The organism is Ruegeria denitrificans (assembly GCF_001458295.1).
Lineage (GTDB): Bacteria > Pseudomonadota > Alphaproteobacteria > Rhodobacterales > Rhodobacteraceae > Ruegeria > Ruegeria denitrificans.
In genome coordinates, this window is the sequence record NZ_CYUD01000007.1 from 227975 (window position 1) to 251403 (window position 23429).

The 23429-nt window shown below is 54.9% G+C and carries 15 protein-coding genes and 1 pseudogene; 7 read left to right on the forward strand and 9 right to left on the reverse strand.

Annotation, left to right across the window (positions count from 1 at the left end):
* Positions 1-385: 385 nt before the first annotated feature.
* From RUE5091_RS12665 to RUE5091_RS12695, 5 genes are all read right to left on the reverse strand, one after another.
* Positions 386-2662, reverse strand: coding sequence for a xanthine dehydrogenase family protein molybdopterin-binding subunit (locus RUE5091_RS12665; RefSeq protein WP_058282282.1), 2277 nt, complete (start codon positions 2660-2662; stop codon positions 386-388).
* Positions 2663-3161: 499 nt separating this feature from the next.
* Complete coding sequence (locus RUE5091_RS12675) at positions 3162-3647, reverse strand: DUF6714 family protein (protein ID WP_058282284.1); 486 nt, start codon at positions 3645-3647, stop codon at positions 3162-3164.
* Between the two features lie 1773 nt (positions 3648-5420).
* On the reverse strand, positions 5421-6446 hold the full coding sequence (locus RUE5091_RS12685) for an adenylate/guanylate cyclase domain-containing protein (RefSeq protein ID WP_058282286.1): 1026 nt from the start codon (positions 6444-6446) through the stop codon (positions 5421-5423).
* A complete protein-coding gene (locus RUE5091_RS12690) occupies positions 6439-6780 on the reverse strand; it encodes an Hpt domain-containing protein (RefSeq protein WP_058282287.1) in 342 nt (113 codons plus the stop codon). The genes RUE5091_RS12685 and RUE5091_RS12690 overlap by 8 nt, the downstream gene beginning before the upstream one ends.
* Before the next feature lie 3 nt (positions 6781-6783).
* Entirely contained in the window at positions 6784-13029 is a 6246-nt protein-coding gene (locus RUE5091_RS12695; protein ID WP_243470776.1) for a GAF domain-containing protein, read from the reverse strand.
* Positions 13030-13077: 48 nt separating this feature from the next.
* Here RUE5091_RS12695 and RUE5091_RS23950 point away from each other — a divergent pair, with 48 nt between their 5' ends.
* Positions 13078-13356, forward strand: coding sequence for a hypothetical protein (locus RUE5091_RS23950; protein ID WP_243470777.1), 279 nt, complete (start codon positions 13078-13080; stop codon positions 13354-13356).
* Here the strand turns inward: RUE5091_RS23950 and RUE5091_RS23955 are convergent.
* Positions 13246-13776: pseudogene (locus RUE5091_RS23955) on the reverse strand (GAF domain-containing protein); the annotation flags it as partial. The gene RUE5091_RS23950 and the pseudogene RUE5091_RS23955 overlap by 111 nt on opposite strands.
* Before the next feature lie 309 nt (positions 13777-14085).
* On the opposite strand from RUE5091_RS23955, the gene RUE5091_RS12700 reads away from it, so the two are divergent.
* The gene (locus RUE5091_RS12700; protein ID WP_058282289.1) at positions 14086-14628 is read left to right on the forward strand and encodes a luciferase domain-containing protein; all 543 of its coding nucleotides are present in this window, start codon (positions 14086-14088) and stop codon (positions 14626-14628) included.
* Between the two features lie 209 nt (positions 14629-14837).
* Here RUE5091_RS12700 and RUE5091_RS12705 read toward each other — a convergent pair whose 3' ends face one another.
* On the reverse strand, positions 14838-16034 hold the full coding sequence (locus RUE5091_RS12705) for an NADH:flavin oxidoreductase/NADH oxidase family protein (protein WP_207383736.1): 1197 nt from the start codon (positions 16032-16034) through the stop codon (positions 14838-14840).
* Between the two features lie 101 nt (positions 16035-16135).
* On the opposite strand from RUE5091_RS12705, the gene RUE5091_RS12710 reads away from it, so the two are divergent.
* The 5 genes from RUE5091_RS12710 (at position 16136) to RUE5091_RS12730 (ending at position 22305) form a co-directional block, all read left to right on the forward strand.
* Entirely contained in the window at positions 16136-17023 is an 888-nt protein-coding gene (locus RUE5091_RS12710) for a LysR family transcriptional regulator (protein ID WP_058282291.1), read from the forward strand.
* A 306-nt stretch (positions 17024-17329) separates the two neighbouring features.
* On the forward strand, positions 17330-18382 hold the full coding sequence (nadA, locus tag RUE5091_RS12715; RefSeq protein ID WP_058282292.1) for a quinolinate synthase NadA: 1053 nt from the start codon (positions 17330-17332) through the stop codon (positions 18380-18382).
* A gap of 8 nt (positions 18383-18390) precedes the next feature.
* Positions 18391-19956 carry an L-aspartate oxidase gene (locus RUE5091_RS12720; RefSeq protein WP_058282293.1) on the forward strand — a complete coding sequence of 522 codons (1566 nt, stop codon included), beginning with the start codon at positions 18391-18393 and terminating at the stop codon, positions 19954-19956.
* The gene (gene nadC, locus RUE5091_RS12725; RefSeq protein WP_058282294.1) at positions 19953-20801 is read left to right on the forward strand and encodes a carboxylating nicotinate-nucleotide diphosphorylase; all 849 of its coding nucleotides are present in this window, start codon (positions 19953-19955) and stop codon (positions 20799-20801) included. Before RUE5091_RS12720 ends, nadC begins: the two co-directional genes overlap by 4 nt.
* Before the next feature lie 259 nt (positions 20802-21060).
* Complete coding sequence (locus tag RUE5091_RS12730) at positions 21061-22305, forward strand: molybdopterin molybdotransferase MoeA (RefSeq protein WP_058282295.1); 1245 nt, start codon at positions 21061-21063, stop codon at positions 22303-22305.
* A gap of 14 nt (positions 22306-22319) precedes the next feature.
* Here RUE5091_RS12730 and RUE5091_RS12735 read toward each other — a convergent pair whose 3' ends face one another.
* Positions 22320-22838, reverse strand: coding sequence for a GNAT family N-acetyltransferase (locus RUE5091_RS12735; protein ID WP_058282296.1), 519 nt, complete (start codon positions 22836-22838; stop codon positions 22320-22322).
* Positions 22835-23389, reverse strand: a complete 555-nt coding sequence (locus tag RUE5091_RS12740) for a helix-turn-helix domain-containing protein (RefSeq protein ID WP_058282329.1) — start codon at positions 23387-23389, stop codon at positions 22835-22837. Before RUE5091_RS12740 ends, RUE5091_RS12735 begins: the two co-directional genes overlap by 4 nt.
* Between the last annotated feature and the right edge of the window lie 40 nt (positions 23390-23429).

A 23429-nucleotide genomic window follows, 5' to 3' on the forward strand; every position in this document is an offset into this window, starting at 1 on the left:
CATTTATTGTTGATAGGGCTAAGACCGGTTGGTTGCGCTTCTGGGGGTTGCGAGGTCCAGTTGTGAATGCCCGGTTTCATAGCACGGTGACTGAGTTTCGTCTGAACGAACTTGTCGCGGGAACCCGATTTTAGCGTTTCAATGCTTCGGGATATGCGCGCTCGTATTTCAATTGCAAAGCCGGAGATCTATGACGCCTACTACACGATCTGGCAGCTGCGGGCATTCCTGATTAGCGCCAACAATAGGAGATCAGCTGCCGGTCATTAAAAGCAAGCAGCCTACGGAGGCACAATTTGCTATTGTTGGCGAGATGTCTGTTTTGGACCGTTAGAATCGTTAGCATTCAATATGCATCCGTACGACGCTCTGAATTTGTAGAAGCTTATTGCAGCAATCGCCAAATGCGTTCCGGGGTAATCGGAATATCAAGATTGGCGACTCCGCGTGTGCACAGAGCGTCAGCTGCAGCGTTGGCGACAGCGGAAATTGAGCCGACGGTTCCGGCTTCGCCGCAGCCTTTGACACCCATTGCATTCGCTGTGGATGGGACCGGCTCGTTAAAATAATCAAAATGTGGAAAGTCAGACGCTCTTGGCAGTACGTAGTCCATGAAGCTTGCTGAAAGCAGTTGGCCGTTATCGTCGTAAACGGTGCGTTCCAGTAATGCCTGGCCAATACCCTGTGCGCAGCCTCCATGCACCTGACCTTCGACCAACATGGGGTTAATCAGGTTACCGAAATCGCTGACCACCGTGTATTTCTCAAGGGTCACCACTCCGGTTTCAGGGTCCAGTTCAACCTCGGCAACATGTGCGCCATTTGGAAAGGCCCAGGTATCGATTTTGCCGACCCCTTCAATATCCAAAAGGTCAGCCCTTCCGGCCACGCGTACCATATCGGCGGCTTGCAGCATCGAGGGGCTCAGGTTTGACCCCGGAGCGCGAAAGGTCTCTCCGTCGAACTCAACCAGATCAGGGTCAACCTGCATGGATTTGGCGACAAAGGGGCGGAATACTTCTACTGTTTTTGCTACAGTTATCAATGTTGCATTGCCGGTTGTCGTCAGTGAGCTAGACCCGCCTGTGCCGACGCCAATCCCCGTCTTGTCGCTGTCCCCTTGAATTACGGCAATCTTTTCTTCGGGGATTCCGGTTTGTTCAGAAAGAAAGGCAGCAAACACACTTTCGTGCCCTTGTCCCGAGGATTGCGATGGAACGGTTAGAATGGCTGATCCATCGCCGGGAAATTCCAAACGCGCACTGACCTTGGAATTGCCTATCGCATTCATAACGTAATAGCTCAACCCGATCCCGCGCAATCTGCCGCGGGCTTTGCTTCTGGCTCTCCGCTCAGCAAACCCTGATCTGTTAGCTACCTGCTCAGCCCGATCCAGAACGCGGTCGTAGTTTGCCGGATCATACTGCTCACCCGTTGCGTTGATGTAAGGAAACTGCTCCGGCTGGATAAAATTTCGTCGTCGCAATTCCCACGGATCGACACCAAGTTCGCGGGCCGCGTAGTCCATCATTCGTTCCAGAACATAACTGGCCTCGGCCCGCCCGGCACCGCGATAGGCGTCGGTCTGTGCTGTATTGGTGAAAATGCCTTTCACGTTCAAATAACAATTCTGCACTTGGTACACACCGGACAGAACCATCGCAAAATAGTCGGTTTGGATAAGTTGCCCAAGGTCGCTGTTGTAGGCGCCCAGATTGCATTTTGTTTCAACACGATATCCGATAAGACGATAGTCGCTATCAAATGCCATTTCGGCATCGTGATCCAGGTCACGGGCAGCCGCGTCAGTCAGCATTGCCTCCGTTCGGTCAGACATCCAGCGAACTGGTTGGTTCAAAACCCGCGCTGCATGCGTGACCAAAATGGGTTCAGGGTATGACATGGCTTTCATACCGAACCCGCCCCCGACATCAGGCGTCGTCACTCGGATATCTTCGGCTGCTACACCGAGAATTCGGTTGATTTCGTCTTTGGTGCTCTGGACGCCTTGACCGTTCAGGGCAAGTTGTGTCCTGCCGTCCACCTGTTCAGCGAAACACCCGCGCGCCTCAATTGAATTCACTATGACCCTGTTGTTGTGGATGGTTCTTGAAACTGTATGCGCGGCTTGTGAGAACGCAGATTGACAGGCCGCTTCATCGCCGATTGACCAGTTGAATGCGCAATTTTCTGGCGCTTCGCTGTGCAATGGCTCTCCACCTGGTGAAACGAGCATGTGTGAGGGCAGTTCTTCGTATTCGAACTCGATCCTTTCGCAGGCGTCCAGTGCCAATTGCAGTGTCGCTGTCACAACCATTGCAATTGGTTCACCGACAAAACGCACCTTTCCTTCGGCCAGCAATGGCCGCCTAGGTGCTGCGCCAAAGCTGCCATCCGGGCATTCCACAATTTCGAAAGGCAATCCCTCTGCAACACATGCTGCGTGCAGGTCTTCGGCGCACAGAACTAAATGGACGCCTTCCATCTGCCGGGCGTCCATAACGTTCAATTTGGTAATCTTGGCGTGTGCTACGGGCGACCTAAAGAAATGCGCAAAAAGCGCGTTTTCTGGCGCGATATTATCGACAAAAGTCCCTTCTCCGCGCAGTAACCTGACATCTTCGCGTCGCGACCATGGATTGCGGGCTCCGAATTTCTGCATTGAACTCTCCAGTCATTAGCGAAAACTCTAGGATGAAACCAACCACTCCAGCATGCACGTATGGCCGAACCGAACAAGTTCTTCCGGCAATCCGTTTTCTCGCCAATACGGGTATCAGGTTTACCCAAGTCATGTTCACTTTGCGGTCTTAGATTGACCTTCATACTCCTTTCGCTGTTTCGCAACTGGCGGTGTTGGCCCGGCTTTTGGCTCGCCTACGGCGACCCAGCGTGATGTAAGCTGTGGATCATTCTCTGTCCTGATCCTTGGTAAATCGTCGTGAGTATCCACCCAGGGTATCTGGCTTTCGACGCCGAAATGCAGTTCAGGAGGGAAATCAGCTGGGTTATCGAGCGTTCCGACCCTGATCGAATAGTAACCAAGTTCTTTAACGTCTAGCCGTTGCCGTTGCTCATCCTCAGTCAATGCCACCGGCAAACCGGTTACGACAAAAAGCACTGCGAAGAGCGACCTCACATACGAAAAATCATCGACCCAGTTACCGCACTCCATATTCAATCCAGTAATTGACCAATGCGGCTTCTGCAAATTCACCGAGTTCAGGATGGTCGCTGAGATAGTACAGAAACCTCAACACAGCCTCCTTTTGTGCCGGCGTCAATTGGCTGAACTTGGACTTCCTGAACTCGTGCAGCATTTCTTTGGATGTGCCGGGGTCGAGTGCCAGAAGAATGCTTTCACTGGCATATTCCGGGCTGTCTGAATTGCGCAGAGTCCAAATCAGATACGCTGGTATATAATACTGAAATGCCTTTGCGCTGAAAGCAGTGGGGGCCGCGTAACCATTTACGATCATTTGATCGGTCATCTCATACCATTTGACCCCACCATAGAATTCAAGAATATCCACGTCATCCATGCATTCGGGGTGCAGAAGTTCATCATCAGCAGGTGGATTAAGACCATCAAATGCAGCAATGATCTGGGTTGCAAGAGCTTCTGTTGTTGTCGTTACCTTTGGCATGGTGACATACTAAACTGGCTGAAACTCCGAAATCGAGCGTATCAGTAACAATTCGGAATCGAGTGATTGCGATGGACACCGGGCAGAGGCTCTTTCAGGACATCAGGCATGAATTCCATGACAATTCCATCTATGCCCTAAAATTAATTTCGCCTGACCCGAACAACGGTGATTGGGTGAGCGAACTAATACTAGATATCGATCATATTGAGGATTGGATTAGGCGAGACAACGGGCGTTTCAGTTTTTCCCTTTGCCAGGTCAATCTGTGTTTCGAGGGTGTTTCCGATCTGACCGTCTCCTTTTCGTTTCCGAAATTGACCATTACACCGCTGCCAATTGACCGGATTACCCGGTCCAGAGAACCAGTTCGGGTCCACGGAATGGATTATTTCGAATTTGTCTGGACCAAGGCGCTGAATGACCGACGTGGCGGTCGCATATGCTTCCACGCCACCGGATATCGCATTGAAAGGGTCGGGAAACCAGTTACCTGCGAAGAACAATATTTGCCCAAACACTTGCGGCTACCTTCGTAACGAATTCGTAGGACTCCATCAGCACTCGCCATTTGGTACGCATGGATCAGGAAGAATTGCCTCAGTCACAATTTACTGCGAGTACATTCAGTGAAGCTAGGCCGAATACGGACACGAGCTTTCGTTTGCTGAGGATCAGCCAATGGAATAATCCGATGCGTGTAAGGGCAATAAGTCAGCTGTGTCCGCTTCTGAGGCGTTCGATCACAACACCGGGAAAGAGAGCTCCACCAGACTGGGTGTTCGTAGATCTCGCGGTGAAAGTGTCGGACGGTCCCAATTTCCCATGTACTGCGAAGGTGACGAAAGTCGGCTAAAACGTCTGTACCGACCGACATTCCATCAGCACTTATTCGTATGTTTCACTGCTGTCTTCCCTATTTTGTGGACCCAAACAGAGCATACGACTAGCATCAGTGATCACACAGCACGAAGGGAGACGCACATGTTGAAGTTCACCAACAGAACAACCGTTCATGCGGTGACGGCACTTCTAATCTGTTGCTTCGCGCCATCCGCGCGATAATCCGGAAGAAGGTGTCGATGTCACACCATTTCTGCTGTCGGCTCGTTATCCAGTCGTCCCGCCTAGCCTGTTGGAGCGCGAAAGTATCTCCCACCCTCGCGATCTGCTACGCCTGACATTGTTTCGTGATGAAGTTGACGGCCAGTGGGCCGAATGGTTCAACGTAGCGGATGTGTTGGCTGAGCTTGCTGACGGTGATCCTGTCTATCCAAACTGCGAATATACCTCCATCGCCGCATAGGCTTGACTGGGGCTTTCGCTGGCATACGAAGCCGTCGTGAGTGCAACGGTAGAGGAAGGACGATTGATAAGGCTGTTTGATACAACAACGCGTCCGTTTACCAATTTTGCCATTGCAACCCAATCAGCGAGGCGGGATGATCCACCCATCAGCGCCATCCGTGATTGGCTTTTCTTAGAAGCAGGAGATCTCGCGGCGTCTGGCATCTTAAATGAAGCGGCCGAGTGAGTGGTTTTGCGCACAAATCCGATGTCGTTTAAATTCTTTTGCACCACGTCGTTGCGAACTCTTCCGGAGTGCCCCCGGAAATTTGTGTGCCCTGCGCGAGGCCAGGGGAAATGCAGTTAACGGTGACGGCCGGAGTTAGTGCTGTTGTCAAAAATCGGCTAACACATTGCGATTCCTATATTTTAACACGATAACCACAGTAATCTTTGTGCGATTTTCAAACAAGATTTTCGGGTTGACTATAGCGCGTGGATGTCTAACGGATCGGAGAAACCTTTAATTCTGCTTCCAGCAAAAGATTCCAATACTGTGGCCCCTTCCAGAAGTTCGAGGGTTTCTTGATCAATCAATATCCGGCTTCCCGTTATCTGGGTTTCCGCTTCAAGACGGGCAGCTAGGTTTACCGTAGATCCGATGCAAGTATACGTCGCCCGATCGTCTGTGCCGGCGTAACCGGCAACGACTTCACCGGTCGCAATCCCGATGCCGATCTTAAGATCGCTTTTCCCTTCTGCGCGCCGTTCGAGATTTAATATCTCAATCATGTTATGCATTTCACGTCCTGCCGCCACCGCGCTTTGCGCGGAGTTGGGCAAAGGCTGCGGAACCCCGAAAAGAGCCATCAATCCGTCACCCAGCATAAGGCTGACAATGCCGCCATTGCTGGTAACAGCCTCGAACATCAAGGTGTAGAAGGTATTGAGCAGATCAATTGTTTCCTCGGGAGCTAGATTTTCCGACAAGGTTGTGAAGCCGCGAATATCACAGAAGAGGACCGAAGCGTTCGCACGTTTGCCACCGATGGCAAAACCTGACTCTTGCAAGTCTTGCGCAACCTCGGTTGTCGCAAAGCGTTCAAGCAGACGTTTTTGTTCGTCCCGAAGCCTTTTCTTTTCAAGGCCGCTGGAAACGCGGGCACCGAGAAGCGTCTTGTTGACCGGTTTGGGCAAGTAGTCTTCGGCGCCCAATTCAATGCAGCGCACGACGTTGCCCAGCCCTTCGATGGATGAGGTCACAATCACTGGCAGATCGCGCAGATCAGTGTTCGACTTGATGGCCTCCAGAACCTGGAACCCGTCCATTTCGGGCATTTCGATATCCAGCAGAAGCAAATCAAAGGGTTGGTTCGACAGCATCTCCATCGCAATCCGACCGTTTTCCGCGACCGACGCGTGATGACCCAAGAGCTCAACACTGCGCGACAAAAGCAGGCGGTTGACCTTGTTGTCATCAACGATGAGTAAATGGCCCGGAGTATCAGTCATCAATCAAGCTCCGAAGGGCTGCGACTGCCGTGTTGAGGGCGGCTTCCAATGCTTCCGCGTCTGCAAGGTCACCGGCCTCGGGCAAATTTCCAAGCTCAACATCCTTGGCCAGATCGGCAAGCGCTGTCGCACCAAATGTGTTTGCGTTCGATTTGATGGAATGTGCAGCGCGGCGATATCTGTCGGTGTCGGACGCGCCTGCCGCAGCTTTCAATTCATCAATCATACCGGGGGCTTCGTCGAGAAAGGTATTCACAAGCTCGGCAGCAAACTCTTCGCCTGTCGCGTATTTTAGTTCCGAGAAGATTTCATGATCAATTGGGCTGTCGGTCATGGATCACTTTCTTTTGCTGGGGACGTTTAAAAGTGCTTCGGTCAAAACAGGAACGCGGATTGGTTTGGTGATGTAATCATCCATCCCTGCGTCCAGGCACATTTCGCGGTCGCCCTGCATGGCGTTCGCGGTCATTGCAATTATGCGGGGGCGATCTCCACCCGGAAACGCTCTGTTGATACGGCGGGATGCTTCCAGCCCATCCATCTCGGGCATCTGCACGTCCATGAAAACGACGTCGTATGTTTGACGGTTCACACTTTCGACGGCCTCAACACCGTTGCTGGCCAAATCAGCGCGATAGCCCATCTGTTCTAATAGGCGAAGCGCGAGCTTCTGGTTCACCAAGTTATCCTCAGCCAGCAAAATGCGCAGCGGATGTCGTTTTGCCATATCCGTATCTGTTTGGGGCTTGTCCTGAGATTTTACTGGCTTCTGCCGTACCTTCTCAGTCGCAAACAGCGTGACCAGGGTATCGAAAAGGTGGGATTGGCGTAAAGGTTTGGCAAGGTTGGCAGCAAAGAGCCCGTCCTCGAGGTCTATTTCGCGCGGGCCAAGGGAGCTGAAGAGGATCAGTGGCAAACCCGGTTTCGTAGCGCGGATCTTTTTGGCAAGCTCTTCGCCATCCATTTCCGGCATATGCATGTCGAGAATTGCCAGATCGAACTGATCGGGCCCCGCGAGCATGCTAAGCGCCTCGGACGGAGTTTCACATGTTGTGGTCCGGGTGCCCCATTTCTCGGTTTGAAGCCTGAGGATTTTCCGATTGGTGGCATTGTCGTCGACCATCAAAATGCGCTTGCCTTCAAGTTCACGCTGAACGCCAACCAGATCGCGAGCAGACGATTTGACCGGTTTTGCAGGTTTGGCCTGAATCTTGAAAACAAAGGTGGAGCCGCTCCCCTCGCCACCGCTTTCAACCCACATGGTCCCGCCCATAAGTTCCGCGAGGCGTTTCGAGATCGCAAGACCCAGACCAGTGCCGCCATATTTTCGCGTCGTTGAGCTGTCTGCCTGACTGAAAGATTGAAATAGACGGCTCATGCCTTTTTGAGAGAGGCCGATACCGGTGTCTCGGACTCTGAACGTCAGTTCAAGGGATCCTTGATCCTTGGCGGTCTGCTCAACTGACAGAACCACTTCTCCGGTTTCGGTGAATTTCACTGCGTTAGAAAGAAGGTTCAAAATAACTTGCCGCAATCTGGTCAGATCCGCACTAATCGCCAGCGGCAGTGAGTCATCAAACTCATAGGCCAGATCGAGCTGTTTCTCGGCCGCTTTGGCGCTGATTAAATCAAGCGCGCTTTCTATGCATTCGCGCAGGTCGAACGGATGGTTCTCGATGTCCATCTGCCCGGCTTCAATTTTCGAGAAGTCGAGGATTTCATTGATAATACCCAAAAGCGCATCGCCGCTGTCGCGGATTGTATTTGCATAATCACTTTGCTCTGCATCCAACTCGGTATCCATCAATAGCCCACTCATCCCGATCACGGCGTTCATGGGGGTGCGGATCTCGTGGGACATTGTGGCCAGGAATGCGCTTTTTGCTTCGTTTGCTTCTTCTGCCGCCTTTCGCGCTTCTTCGGCCTCGCGAAACAAACGCACGTTCTCGATGGCGATTACTGCCTGGTCTGCAAACGTATAAGCGAGGTCGATCTCATCCTTGGTGAAAGCACCAGCTGTTTTCCGGGCAAATACCATCACACCCAGACACACTGCACCTTTCATCAAAGGCAACAAGAGTGCAGCACGGACGCCATGCCGATCATACGTGATCTGTTCGAACGGCGAGAGATCGAGTTTGTCCCAATCCGGGAGGTGGAGCATCTTCTTCTCATGCAATACCTGCGCCGGAAAGCTGGACATCGGATCCGGATCGATAGGAAAGCTCTGGTTCCCCTCAAGTGTGGCGGCACCTTCTGCACTGACCCTGGCGAGCACCTCGAACTTATTGTCCTGCGCGGTCATCGCTGCAACCATATCTGAGAATACCAACCGAACTCCCGCTTCTGCGATTGCCTCGAAGACAGGTTTGATGTCGTCAAGCGATTGGCTGATTACACGCAGAATGTCTGCGCTGGCCGTTTGTCGCGCCAAAGATGCTTCAGTTTCATTGAACAAACGGACGTTTTCCAGGGCAATAATAGCCTGATCAGCGAAGGACTCGGCAATTGCGACGTCATCATCGCTGAAAACTTTGGACGTCTTTCGAATGAATACCAGCGCGCCAAAACAATCACTCCCGCGCATTAGCGGTACAGTCAGGGATGACTTGAAACCCTTCGCGCGCATGATCTTTTGATCGCGCCGAGGTAGCTCATCGTAGCGCCACTCAGGTATATGTAAGGTTTCGCAGCTTTTGATAGCCAAGGATGGCAAATTGTCTTCAGGATCAATTGGCAGTCGTTCTGTCCAAGTGATTTCTTCGACACCATCGGGCGTTGCAGCGGCAACCTGCCAGATTTCAGAATTGTTAGCTTGGATCGCAATCGACAGATCACAATCTATGAGCATCGTTGCGAGTTCAACAATCTTTTCAAAAATCGGTTTGGTATCGGTCGGGGACTCTGAAATAACGCGCAGCACGTCCGCACTCGCCGTTTGGCGTGCTAGTGCGGTTTGTGTGTCATTGAAAAGTTGCGAATTCTGAATTGCGATTATCGCTTGGGACGCGAATGTCTCCAATTGCTTGATCTGCTTCTGGTCAAAAGCCGCGGCATTTCGGCTACCCATGCTGATTGCGCCGATTGTTTCACCGTCTCGTATCAATGGTACGGAAAGAACAGATCTGTAACCCTCATTGTGAGACCTTAGGGCTGGATCATAATTTGGATCTGCCTGCGTATCCTCCACGTAGTCGGCCCGTCCGTGAAGAAGCGCTCTTGCAGTTGCCGTTGATTCCCCAGGTTCAAAAGGATGCGCCTTCAAAAACTCTGCAAAACTGTCGGGCACGTTGTGCCCGGCAAAGAAATGGTACTTCCCGTCTTCGGGCTTCTTAAGAGCTACGAATGCATCCTGTAGACGGCAGATACGGGATGAAACGGCCAGCAACGCCTCTAATACAGGCTCCAACGCGTCAGGAGATCGGGAAATAACTTCGAGTACCTCGGACGTAGCTGTCTGGTACTTCAACGCGTCTTCAACTTCCGTAGTGCGTTCTTGCGTTTCTCGGAACAGTCGCGCGTTCTCGATGGCGATGCTCGCCTGATTGGCAAAACCTTGAACGAGTTCAACGCTGTTTTGCTGTGGTGGTCCTGCCTCGGCCCAACCTACAATTACGACGCCCCAAATTCGCGCCTCAGCCCGGATCGGAACAGCCATTAAGCGTCGATACCCGGCCTTCTTCGCAAGCTCTGGGCTGAAATACTCGGGACTGTGCGCGTCCGAAAGATGCTGGACCTCGCCGCTCTTTACCACCAATGGAGCCAAATGCCCTTCGGAAGCCTCCAATGGGTAATCGGAAGTCAGCAAGTTTAAGGTCGCGTTTGGAAATCCGTATTGTGCGCAAAAATGATAGAGTTTGCCGTCAAATCGTTCAAGAACACAGAACTGCGCCCCGCATAGCTGCGCGGATTTTTGAACAACAAGATCAAACACAGGTTGGACATCGGACGACGCTTCGTTGATGACCTGCAGAATTTCTGCACTAGCTTGCTCGCGCACCAATGCCTCTTCAATTTCTGCGGTGCGGGTCTGCACTTCCTTGAACAACCGGGTATTATTGATGGCGATCACGGCTTGGGAGGCAAAGGTTTCTAGCAGGCTGATCTGTTTTTCACTAAACGCCGCCGGTTTCCGGTGCGCCATGACGATGACACCAACAGTTGCCCCTTCGCTGATCAAAGGAACGCCAAGGGTGGTAAGGTAGTCACCGATCTCCGCCGCCTTTTTCCATGTGTAGGTCGGATCCTGGCGTGTATCTCTAATATAGACTGTCTTGCCGTGCAGAGCTGTGCGCCCGATGCAGGAACCTTCTTCCGGCGCTATTGGGTTGTCTGACAGAAATTGAAGAAAAGCGTCACTTACATTGTGCGACATGGCCACCCGGTAAAGCCCATCTTCAGCATCCCGCATGGCGAAGAATGCGTATTCCGGGTCGCAGATACGCGACGAGACCTCGAGTATGGCATCCAGCACCGGCGGCAGATCATTGGGTGAACGTGAGATGACATCCAGTACTTCTGATGTGGCGGTTTGGTATTCAAGCGATTGGACGACTTCCGCAGTGCGTTCCTCGACCTCGCGGAAAAGGTTGGCATTCGTAATGGCAATAGTGGCTTGGTCGGCGAACGTTTCCAGCAATTGAATTTGTTTGGCGGAAAATCCCGAAGCCTCTCTCGACCCGATTGAAATAACGCCTACGACAACGCCGTTCTTAACCAGCGGCACCCCGAGCACGGAACGATATTCACCGACGCCGCTTTCTTCCATCCAAGTATAAGAAGCATCCGTTTCAATATCTTCGATATAAATTGTGCGCTTTGACAGAATGGCACGCCCGCTTACACCGCTTTCGTTGGGCGAAAGAGGATGAGCTTTGACATATTCCGCAAAGGCTGTGTCCTGCGTAAGTATCGATTGAACATGAAAGAGCTGATCATTGGGATTCAGCATCGCAACATAAGCGTCCTGCAATTCGCAGATCCGTGACGCTTCTTTGAGGATGGCGTCGAGAACGGGCGATAACGCGTTTGGTGACGCTGAAATTACCCGCAGCACTTCGGATGTCGACGTCTGGTACTCTAACGCTTGCGTCACTTCCGCCGTGCGGTCCTGCACGTCGCGGAATTGACGGACATTTTCCATGGCGATCACAGCTTGTGCCGCAAAGGTCTGGACCAGCGCGACATCGTCATCCGAGAAAGGTGCAACTTCACGGCGATAGAGCACGATCACCCCAAGACCGGTGGTGCCGTTCTTCATCAGCGGAACCGCAAGAACCGAGCGGGCACCTTCGATCTCAACCATCTGAACCCGTTTTGGGTCACGATCCCGGTAATAAAGTGGATCTTCGGCAATATCGTCCTGGCGGATAACCTGCCCATCGATCATTGGCTTGATCGCGACCAATTCAGTGCGCGTCAATGGTTCCTCAAAGTCTTTTAGCGCTTCGTCAAAATCAGTTCTCGCGCCGATATTGGCCGGGATAGTTGCAAGCCCCCGTTCATGATCAGCGACACATAGGAAGGCGAGCGGTGCTTTGCACAAACGGCTGGAATTCTCGAGAATGCTGTGGAAAACGGGTCTGTCATCGTCGCGGCTGCGGCTGATGACTTCCAGGATTTCCCGAGATGCTTCTTCACGCTCAAGCCGTTCCTGAACTTCGCGAAACTGGCGCGTGTTTTCTATCGCAATGACCGCATGTTTGGCGAACTCTTCAATGAACTGCACGTCGGAATCAGAAAAAGGGCGCACTTCGCGGCGGCTGACCGCGATAGCTCCAATCGCCTGCTCCCCCTGTATCAACGGGACTACAACCCGCGATCTGATACCTTCGACCTCAACCATTTTAACAGCGGTAGGATCACCCGAGCGATAGAAATCGGTGTCAACAAAATCGCCAACGCGTATAACCTTGCAATTTCGTATCGCTGCCGCAGCCGTGATGGAACCATCAAGCGGCCACTCCTCTCCTAATCGGAGGTCGGTTCTATTGTGACCCCATGCACCAGCCAGTCGAATATGGGTCCCGGCAGTGTTGACCAAAAGAAGTGCGGACTGATCTGCACCACAGACTTTAGTGGCCTGCTGAAGCACTGCTTCAAAGACTCGTGCGTCATTGTCACGGCTTTTGCTGATGACACTCAGAACTTCCTGCGTCGCCGTTTGACGTTCCAGCTGAGTATGCAGCTCGTTCATTTGGCGAGTATTGTCGATGGCGATCACAGCCTGCGCCGCAAAGCCCTCGACCAATGAGATCTCATCTTCGGTAAAGGGGCGCACTTCACGCCGATAAATCCCAATGACGCCGACCGGGGCACCATCCGTTGACATCAATGGAACCGTAAGAAACGAGCGGACACCTTCTTCGTCAACCAGTTGGCGACGCCAAGGGTCCCCGTTGATGTAATGGTCGGTCAAGCGCAGATCGACATTGTGAATAACGCGTGCTTCGCGCACGGACTCGGCGATTTGCAGGGTTGAGTCCAGCGACCAGCGATCGACGCCAACCTTGTAAGTAGCCAGTTGATCGCCAAAATGAGCCGCATATTCAAGATGAGTTCCGGTCTCGTTCAAAAGGCTCAATGTGGCGACGTCAGTTTCGCAAAGTCGTGCAGTGTTTTTCAAAATTGTATGGAATACCGGAGCTTCGTCATCCCGGGACCGACTGATCGTCTCAAGAACTTCGCGCGTGGCGCGCTCGCGCGCCAGACGGATCTGCAATTCCCGGAACTGGCGAACATTCTCAATCGCGATGACCGCCTGCGCGGCGAATGTTTCAACCAGCTTGACCTGATCGTCGGTATAAGGCCGAACCTCATCCCGCGCCAACATCAAGCATCCGATTGCGCCGCCATCTACCTTAAGAGGAACAAACAGATTGCTACGGCACCCATGAATATCGACGATTAGCTTAAAACGCTCATCACCCGATTTATGGAAATGGGTGTCCCCCATGTCGACAACACGTTTGGTCTTGCCGCTGAGAATGGTGTTGGTCACAAGGGAATTGCCCGGTTCCATCGTGTATTTACCGTCGAGCCAGAGCTGTTGAATATCCGGGTGAAGGTTAACGCTGGCAACCAGCCGCTGAACCGCATCCCCTTTTTGCCCAAGAACCAAACCGGCAAATACAGCGCCACACAGATCTTTTGCCAGTGTTACAATCAGATCGCAGACCGGCTGCACATCGTCCCTGGTTTCCGAGATCGCCTGTAAAACCCGCGCGGTTGCTTCAAACCGTGCCTGTTGATCAACCGCGCTAAGCTCCGCATTCTGCGCAGATGACGACGCTGAACTTTTGGTCTCCTCTGATGCCTTCTTTCCACCCACCTGCGCTTAATCTCCCACGCAAACTAATGAAATACACGAGACCGGATTTTAGAGAGCATGTGGTAGAAGTCACTGAGTTTCTTTGCGGTTGGGGTTCAGTGGACTTTGGGCGATTGTCGAAAACCTGTTAAATTCAGTAATGTTTCGAGGGGCAATGATCGCAAGCCAATGGTCCGCCGGCACAACAAGGGCGCCCTGAAGTTGCGCGGGATATGCGGCCGCCTAATAGTCAAGAGGTGTTGGTTTACAGACAGTTTCTTTTTTAGCCCAGCCTATCTTAGATAAAGATTATTAAAGGGAGATCGAAACATGAAGGTAAGTCGCTTTCTCTGCGTTGTGTTTCTGGTGCACATTTGTGGCACTTCTTATGCGTTGGCTGACCCTACAAATCTGCCGGTCCGTGAAACGCCCATTCCGCGAACAACCAGCGGCGTCCCGCATATTCAGATCGATGTAGAGCCGGTTCCGGCTTTGTCAGAGGCGCTCCTGGAAAAGGTGTCTGAACTGCCAGGCGTTGAGATCAGGCAAACGGTCGTATCCCTGCCCGGAGCTCTCGGCTTTTGGATCACCGAAGATACGGCGCTGGCTCGACCAGAGGTTATTGTCGGTGGTCGCGAGTTTGCCCATCTGCACCCGGATGGCAGTTTGCACGCATCGCTTTCGCCAACGCTTGCGAAAAAAGCAGCTGAAAAAGGTTGGGCCGTCAGCCATCCCTGGGCGGATCAAAGACCTGGCTGGGGTGGTTTTGTAATGATCTTCACGCCGAAGAACACAGATGAATTGGACGTTGTATTCGAACTGGTTGAGGCATCATACGAGTTTGTGACAGGCCTGAGAGCATCATCAGACTGAAGGGGGCCTAAGGGGCTACATTCCGAGGTGTCGATTGTCTTCGTGCCTAGGTAAGCTAACTTCTCGCTAGTTGTGTGGAGTCTCATCGTGCTGCCTGTTGAGCGAAACTATTTAGAGAATTTCGGTCGGCAATTGACTTGAATGTCGCGATGGGACGGAAAAGCATAAGTTCCTTTCAGTTTTAAAGGCGGAAACACGTGGACTAAGGTTCATGCACCGGCAAACCTTTCCGTCCAAAGCGCAATGCGCTGCTCATCGCGTCGCTCGTATTGGTGGATAGCTTCATTGATGTTGCGATCCACCAGCTTCTCCCGATTCTCCGCAAGATCCGCCATTCGCATGGTAAACCAAGCAGTCATGCCACCCGGAGGAAGAGTCGCGAAGCGAGGGAAGACGGGATCTCTTTTCGCCGCTTGCCAAGTCTTGGGCAAACCTGGATCAAGGACAAAGCCCCTCGCGATACCGACCACATCCACATCCCCTGCTGCGATAACCGCCTCTGCTTCGTCACGATGTTTGAACCCTCCGGTGATCATAAGCGGAGTCGAGGTCAGCCTGCGTGCTGCGCGCGCGAAGCCGAGGAAATAGGGGCCTTTGGTGGCCCGTTCGGAACTTGAAGGCGCGCCAGGGAAATAGGTTCCGCCGCTGATATCCAGCAAATCGACGCCTTTGCCTTCCAGCCCGGCCACAACCTTCAGCGCGTCCTCTTCTGTGAACCCACCTTCCAACTGATCGGTGGCGTTCAATTTGACGGCAACTGTAAAGTCAGAGGGCACCGCGGTACGGACGGCTTCGACCGTTTCGATCAGCAGACGCATCCGTGAATGGATCGAACCGCCATAGGCATCTGTCCGGTGGTTAAAGAGCGGCGAGAGGAACTGGCTCAGAAGAAATCCGTGCGCGGCATGAATCTGAACGCCCGCAAAACCCAGCTTGGCCGCACGAAGGGCTGTGCGGGCAAAGTGATCCGGAATGGCTTTGATCTCGGATAAAGACATGGCTTCGCTGCGGAAGTCGGGGAAGTCCAAGACGCTGGGTCCCTTGGGCCGGCTGATCGGCCTATGTGCCAGGGCTCCGGCATGGCCGAGTTGCAGCCAAAGTTGCGCACCGTCGATCGACCCGTGTCGGGCAAGGTCGCGAAATGCGGCCATGTCCGCCTTATCATCAAGCACCAGATTGCCCGGCTTTTCAGGGAACCGCGGATCACCCTGCACTTCGCCTATGATTGATGCCGCCACGCCACCCTCGGCCCAACGTTCATAGAGGCGTATCTGCTCAGCGGTTGGGTTGCCCCTGCCATCCGCCAGAGAATCTGACATAGCTGATTTGACGATCCTATGTTTCAGAACGCGCCCGTTCGGCAAAGTAAGCGGGGTGAAGAGTGAGTTGTTCAAATCGGAGCGCAAAACGATTCTCCTTGGTTTTTACATCTCCATCTCAGATAATTTGGAAAAGAAACCTCGATAATCCGGTGATGGTGATCAACTTCTGATAGTTTTAGGATCAGATGACGCAAAAGGCTGAATTGGAAATCCTGTTGGCCGTTGTTGACCACGGCAGTTTTTCGGCAGCGGCCCGTGCGCTGGGGCTCACACCGTCTGCCGTGGGCAAGCGGGTGTATCAGTTGGAACAGAGGTTACGGGTCCCGCTTCTGGTCCGCTCGACGCGGCGCATGACATTGACCGAGGCAGGGCAGCGATATGCAGAAGAAGCCCGCGACATTCTCACCCGCCTAACCGCGCTGGAAGAGGATATTGCCGATGACACCGGCAACCTGCGCGGCCCAATCAGCCTGACGAGTTCGGCGGCTTTGGGTCAGTTGCATGTGGTTCCCTTGGTGATCGAATTCATGGAGCTCAATCCCGAGGTCGAAATCGAAATGCTGCTGACAGATAAAATCGTTGATCTGGTTGCAGAGGGTTTCGATATCGCCGTCCGTAGTGGCGTTCTGCCTGATTCATCGCTTGTTTCGCGAAAACTGATGAACAATCGGCGGCTCCTTTGCGCCTCGCCTATCTATCTGGAACGGTTTGGTACTCCTCGGCAACCACAAGAGCTTACGGCGCACAAATGCCTGTGCCTGACTCGGGAAAAACAGCTTTCGGATTGGGGCTTTACGCGAACAGTGAGTGGAATATCCCGCCTTGGTCCCGGGTTCTCCTGCAATAGTCTTGAAGCGCTCCGTGCGGCGTGCTGCGCTGGGCGCGGCATAGCGTGGCTACCAGAGTTCCTTGTTGCACATGACGTGCAAACAGGTCGTTTGCGCTCGATTTTACAGGGTCATGTAGAGCCGGATGCAGGTGGCGGAGTCTATATTCTGCGCCCGGAGATGTCTTATTTACCCCGGCGCGTTCGGGCCTTGATCGACTTTCTGGCTGATCGTTTTACTGATTAGGCCACCATCTGTGTGGCTCAAGGTCAGGACATTGGCCATGAAACTTGACCAGTCGGAATATTGCGCTTGTAGAATCTTCTCTTGGCAGGTCGTGAAAAACGATGTCGCAGCAACCTATCGGGCTCGCGACTACCCATGCTGGATTCGCAGAATACATAAACACGCCTGTAACCTGAGCGCGGATTGATAAGATAGTTCTGCTGGTGACAGAAATATTGGAACATTCTTCTGATTTGAGTGGTGGTAAATCCGCAACAAACCCCATATTAACGGCGTCACGAGTTCCTCAGGCAGAAAAACAGTCCCGTGTTCGACCTACCGGCGCAGCGCGCGCATCTCTCCGAAAAATATGATCTGACCCCATCGCCCGAACTTGCTGCAGGTATGAGCGATATCTATGACCGCATGTCCCGCGTGGTCTCGCCCGTCGACTGGGCGATCTATGCGCCCTATGTCAAGGCGATCAACGACCTGAAAGCCCAGCGTAACGCGGTGATTTTGGGCCATAATTACATGACGCCCGAGATTTACCACGGTGTTTCGGATTTCGTTGGTGACAGCCTGCAACTGGCGATCAAGGCGACCGAGGTCGAGGCGGACGTGATCGTCCAATGTGGCGTGCATTTCATGGCCGAGACATCCAAGATACTCAGCCCGGAAAAGACGGTGCTGATGCCGGATATGGAGGCTGGGTGCTCGCTGGCAGAATCAATCACTGCTGAAGGAATCGCAGAAATGCGCCGCCGGTACCCGGGCGCGCCGGTGGTGTCTTATGTGAACACCACGGCTGAGGTCAAAGCGGCTTCGGATATCTGCTGCACTTCGTCCAACGCGGCGCAGATCGTGGCCGCGCAGGACAACCACACCGTCATCATGACGCCGGATCAGTATCTGGCGCAGAATGTGGCCCGCGACGTGCCGCAAAAGAATGTGGTCTGGTGGGAAGGGTCGTGCATCGTGCACGAACAATACAGCCCACAAGACCTGCGCGATTTCCGCGAATGGAACCCGGGCACCCGCTTGATCGCCCACCCCGAATGCCCGCCGGACGTTGTGGCCGAGGCGGATTATTCCGGTTCGACCAGCGGCATCATCAAATATGTCACCGATGAAAAGCCGGAAAAGGCACTACTGATCACCGAATGCTCGATGGCCTCCAACATCGCAGACCAACTGCCCGAGGTCGAGTTTGTCGGCCCTTGCAACATGTGCCCCTACATGAAGAAGATCACGCTTGAGAAGGTGCTGTTTGCGCTTGATACTATGACTGGCCAGGTCGAGGTTGACGCCGAAGTGGCCGAAAAGGCCCGCCTGTCGGTGCAACGCATGATCGACCTGTCACGCCAACTGGGTATTTGATCCGCGACATGCAGACCGTCGAGACGCCGCGTGTGGTCATCATCGGGGCCGGGCTGGCGGCAGTTTACGCGGCATTAAAGCTGGCCCCTTGCCCGGTGGTGATGATCTCACCCGAACCGCTGGGATCGGGCGCAAGTTCGGCCTGGGCGCAGGGCGGTGTCGCGGCGGCCATGGCGCTGACAGATAGCCCCGAAGCCCATGCAGACGATACCATGCGCGCCGGGGCCGGATCGGTCCTGCGCGAAGTGGCCGAGTTCGTCACCAAAGCCGCGCCGGAACATATCCTTGACCTGTCTGACCTGGGCACCGGGTTTGACCGCACCGCAGATGGCGGGTTCGTGCAGTCGCGCGAGGCCGCGCATTCCGCCGCCCGCGTGGTGCGGGTCAAGGGCGATCAGGCCGGGGCTGAAATCATGCGGGCGCTGAGTGTCGCCTTGCGCGAATCGCCTTCGATTCAGGTGATTGAGGGCGCGCTGGCGGTTGGGCTGGAAAGCGACGGTACGCAAGTAACTGGCGTTTACCTGAGCCGGGCTGATGCTGCCGACGTTCCGACGGTGTTGTTGCGCGGATCAGCGCATGTTCTGGCTACGGGTGGATCCTCGGGCCTTTATGCCCAAACCACCAATCCTGCACGTATACGCGGGCAGGGGATCGGCATGGCGGCCCGTGCGGGTGCGCGCATTGCGGATGCCGAATTCGTGCAGTTCCACCCCACTGCCATCGACGTGGGCGAAGACCCGACCCCGTTGGCGACTGAAGCGCTGCGTGGAGAAGGGGCCGTGCTGATCGACAACATGGGCCACCGGTTCATGCCAGATATTCATCCTGATGCGGAACTGGCGCCTCGCGACACGGTTGCACGTGCCGTTTACATGCAGGTGCAGGCAGGCAACCGCCCGGCATTGGATACGCGCCAGTCCATCGGTGCCGAAATGGCAACGCAATTCCCCTCGGTCACTGAAGCATGTCTGCGCAACAGTGTCGATCCAGCAACCGACCCCATCCCCGTAACCGCATCGGCGCATTACCACATGGGCGGGGTCGAGACAGATCTGGCCGGGCGCAGTTCACTGACCGGTTTGTGGGTGTGTGGCGAGGCAGGCTCGACCGGGTTGCACGGGGCGAACCGTTTAGCGTCGAACGGACTGCTCGAGGCACTGGTTTTTGCCCGCTCCTGCGCTCGCAATATTGCGACCACCGTGGCCGCACAGGACGCGCCTGAGGTGGACATTTGCTTTGCCGCTGGTGGTGAGCCGATCAATGAACAGGATGTGGCCGCCCTGCGCGAAACCATGACCGAACATGTGGGAGTGGTCCGAGACGAAACCGGCCTGCGCCGCGCGCTGACGAAAATCGCCGCGCTGGAAACCCGGCATGCAGGCTCTGATCTATTTCTCAACATGACCGCCACCGCCACCCTGATCGCGGCCGCTGCGCTGTTGCGCGAAGAAAGCCGTGGGGCACATTACCGATCTGATTTCCCTGACCTCACCCCTGGCCCCGGCCAACGCTCGGCCTTGACGCTGAGCGAGGCGCTGGCCCTGCGGGACCGAATTGCAAAGGACGCAGCATGACTTACCCGGCCTTGCCCGACATGATCCTTGAACCGATGGTACGCTCCGCGCTGATGGAGGATCTGGGTGCCAATGGCGATATCACCACACTGACCGTGATTCCCGCGGATGCCACCTATTCCGCGCGACTGAACGCGCGTGAGGACGCAGTGGTCTCGGGCATGCAGGTGGCTGCACTGGCGTTCCGTCTGGTCGATTCGGCGTTGCGCGTCACCACCCATGCCGCGGACGGCCAACGTTGCTCCAAAGGCGATACGCTCATGGAGATCGAAGGCAGCGCGGCCTCGATCCTGTCGGGCGAGCGGGTGGCGTTGAATTATGCCGGACGCATGACCGGAGTGGCGACTGCGACGGCTGCCCTGGTGGCAGAGACCAAGGGTACCAAGGCGCGCATCACCTGCACGCGCAAGACCACGCCCGGCCTGCGTATTGTCGAGAAACAGGCGGTTCTGCATGGTGGCGGGTTCAATCATCGCTTTTCTCTGTCGGATGCGATCCTGATCAAGGACAACCACATCGCCGCCGCCGGTGGCGTGCGCGCGGTGCTTGAGGCCTCCAAGGCCCGTGCCTCGCACATGATGAAGGTTGAAATCGAAGTGGACACGCTGGACCAATTGGCCGTGGTGCTAGAGGTCGGCGGGGCCGATGTGGTGTTGCTGGACAACATGCCGCCCGAGATGCTGAAACAGGCGGTGGCGTTGGTGGACGGCCGGATCGTGACCGAGGCATCGGGCAATATCAACCGCAACACCGTTGCCGCCGTTGCCGCGACGGGGGTGGATTACATATCCTCTGGGGCGCTGACCCATTCCTATCGCACCATCGACATTGGGTTGGACTTCTAAACTTACCCGGACCATCTCGCGCGGAGTTACGGCTACTGCGGCCAACCCCATGTGGTGATCGTGACCTATGTCAATGACAGCTCTGCGGTTGTGGTGTCCATTGGGCTCACTTTGCTGGCCGGGTTGCGCGATTATGATTGCCGCATTCATGGACGGTTTGGAGTTGGGATGGCTGTCGGCGGCCCAAGCTCCATCTAGGAAGAGGCTCACGCTGAATGCGTCGGGTTTATAGAGGTTTTTGACCAGTTGGAGGCTTCAAATGGCTGATGGATGTGGTTGCGACCAGCACGCTCAAAAATATCTGACGGTGCCCGAGGCACTGGCACGGGGGCTGGCTATTGCCGATCCGGTGACCGAGACGGAAACGCTTCCATTGATCGACGCCATTGGCCGGGTGTTGGCCGAGGATTGCATCAGTAAAGTGGACATGCCGGCCTTCGACAATTCGGCCATGGACGGCTATGCCATCCGCACGGCTGATATGAGCGATGGCCCCATTTTTAACCTGCCGGTTGCAGGGCGCATCGCCGCTGGTGATACAGGCGCGCATTCGGCTCCAGCGGGTGCGGCGTTGCGCATTTTTACCGGTGCCCCGGTGCCCGCCGATTTCGACGCCGTATTGATGCAGGAGGATTGCGAGACTACCGCCGACGGCATCCGCTTTACCCGCCGTCCCAAACCCGGCCAGCATATCCGCCGCATGGGTGAAGACCTGAAGGCCGGCGCGCCGATCCTGCGTCAGGGCTGTGAGATTACGGCACGCGAAGCCGCCGCGCTGGCTTCGACCGGGTTTTGCGAAGTGACGGTATTCCGAAAGCTGAAGATCACCCTCTTTTCCACCGGCAACGAGCTGCGACAACCCGGTGAACCGCTGGGGCCGGGCCAGATTTACAACTCGAACCGCTATATGCTGCGGGCCTTGTTGACCAAGCCGTGGATTGACCTGACGGACAAAGGTCAGGTCGAGGATGATCCTGAACGGCTGGAAAAAGCCCTGCGGCAGGCCTGCGACAACGCCGATCTGATTGTCACTACGGGTGGCGTTTCAGTGGGGGACGAAGATCACATGCCGCGTCTGTTTGCCGCCATCGGCGGGAAGACCGACGTGATGAAGGTCGCTATGAAGCCGGGCAAACCGATCATGTTCGGCCGTCGAGGGCGCGCGCTCTATATCGGGCTGCCGGGCAATCCGGTCTCGGCCTATGTGACTTGGCAGATCATCGGGTCGCAGATGATGGCGCGCCGGGCTGGCCTGCGTCACATGCCGCCAACCCCGGAACAGGCAGTTCTGGCCGAGCCGCTGCAGCGCCAAGCTGGGCGTCAGGAATACCGTCCGGTCACGATTGACGGAACGACACCTGACGGCACCCTGCAGCTGCGCCTGATGGCAGCTTCTTATAGTGGCAGGGTCGCAACGTTGGCGCAGGCGGATGGGCTTGCCGTCATCCCAGCTGAAACCAAGGGATTGCCTAAGGGCTACAGACTACCGTTCCTACGCTTTTAAAGCCGGCGCTGGGCTTATCCGAGATTTTTGAACATGTAGGTCGTGGGCTCTAACCGGTCCCTGAACGGATTGCGGCAATAGTTCGGGATCTCTCCTGCGATCTGAAAGCCCATGCTTTGATACAGGATGCGCGACGGGTCTGAGCTGCGCGTGTCGAGCACCAGCAAGGTTCGGCCCAGTTGGATCGCCCGGTCCTGAAGTGCCACCATCAAGCTTCGTCCCAATCCCTGGCGTCTGGCCTTGGGATGGACCAGCAGCTTGGCTACATCGGCGCGGTGAGGCTGGTTGGGCATCGCCGCCGGGATCAACTGCACCGTGCCTAGAATGCGTTCGTTTTCGTAGAAGACGAACAGGTCCAACGCACCGGATTGTACGTCTGGTTGAACTCGGGCCTGCCAATAGATGCGGGCTTGATCTGGTGAAAAAGGCAGGATGAACCCGATGCTGGCCCCGTCCTGCACACATGCATGCAGTATTTCAGTTAGATCCTCCAATGCAGCGTCAAAGCGGCTTTCGGTGAGCCGAAGGATCATATCAGCACCAGAAGGTACCGCGCCCCACGCGCAGGCGCTGTTTCAAACCGAGTTGAACCCGAAAGGTGATAGCGCAGGCAATCCCCGCCATTCAGAGCATGGGCGACGCCGTCCACAGTCAGCGTCAGAGCTCCGTCCAACATGATTAGGTGATGCTCTTGCCCTGGTTTCGGAGGGGTATCGTAGGTAATCACCGTATCGGGGGGCAGGTGACCTTCCAAGACCTCTCCGCTAAGGCCGGTGGCAGGCGGAGACACCGAACGGCGGGTAAACCCGGTTTCCGGGTCACGCCATTCGGGCTGCCGTTCAAATGGCACGCGGGCGTCGAAACTGTCTTCGACCATCATCAGCAGGCGCGACATCGGCAGACCATAGGCTGCGCACAGCCGACCCAGAGTTTCGGCGGTCGGGCTGACGTCGCCCTTTTCCATCCGTGAAAGCGTGGCACGGCTGATGCCGCTGTGTTCGGCCAGTTGGTCCAGTGACCACCCATGGCTACGGCGCAGTTCGTTCAGACGGTTGGCGAGGCGGTTTGAGAAATCATCCATCATGTTCATATATGAGAACTGCGTTCGTTATTGAGATTATTTC

Coding starts and splice junctions, on each gene's coding strand:
- RUE5091_RS12665 (WP_058282282.1), bottom strand. CDS start 2,662: ATGCAGAAATTCGGAGCCCGCAATCCATGGTCGCGACGCGAAGATGTC.
- RUE5091_RS12675 (WP_058282284.1), bottom strand. CDS start 3,647: ATGCCAAAGGTAACGACAACAACAGAAGCTCTTGCAACCCAGATCATT.
- RUE5091_RS12685 (WP_058282286.1), bottom strand. CDS start 6,446: ATGACTGATACTCCGGGCCATTTACTCATCGTTGATGACAACAAGGTC.
- RUE5091_RS12690 (WP_058282287.1), bottom strand. CDS start 6,780: ATGACCGACAGCCCAATTGATCATGAAATCTTCTCGGAACTAAAATAC.
- RUE5091_RS23950 (WP_243470777.1), top strand. CDS start 13,078: ATGGAATACCGGAGCTTCGTCATCCCGGGACCGACTGATCGTCTCAAG.
- RUE5091_RS12700 (WP_058282289.1), top strand. CDS start 14,086: ATGAAGGTAAGTCGCTTTCTCTGCGTTGTGTTTCTGGTGCACATTTGT.
- RUE5091_RS12710 (WP_058282291.1), top strand. CDS start 16,136: ATGACGCAAAAGGCTGAATTGGAAATCCTGTTGGCCGTTGTTGACCAC.
- RUE5091_RS12720 (WP_058282293.1), top strand. CDS start 18,391: ATGCAGACCGTCGAGACGCCGCGTGTGGTCATCATCGGGGCCGGGCTG.
- nadC (WP_058282294.1), top strand. CDS start 19,953: ATGACTTACCCGGCCTTGCCCGACATGATCCTTGAACCGATGGTACGC.
- RUE5091_RS12730 (WP_058282295.1), top strand. CDS start 21,061: ATGGCTGATGGATGTGGTTGCGACCAGCACGCTCAAAAATATCTGACG.
- RUE5091_RS12735 (WP_058282296.1), bottom strand. CDS start 22,838: ATGATCCTTCGGCTCACCGAAAGCCGCTTTGACGCTGCATTGGAGGAT.
- RUE5091_RS12740 (WP_058282329.1), bottom strand. CDS start 23,389: ATGATGGATGATTTCTCAAACCGCCTCGCCAACCGTCTGAACGAACTG.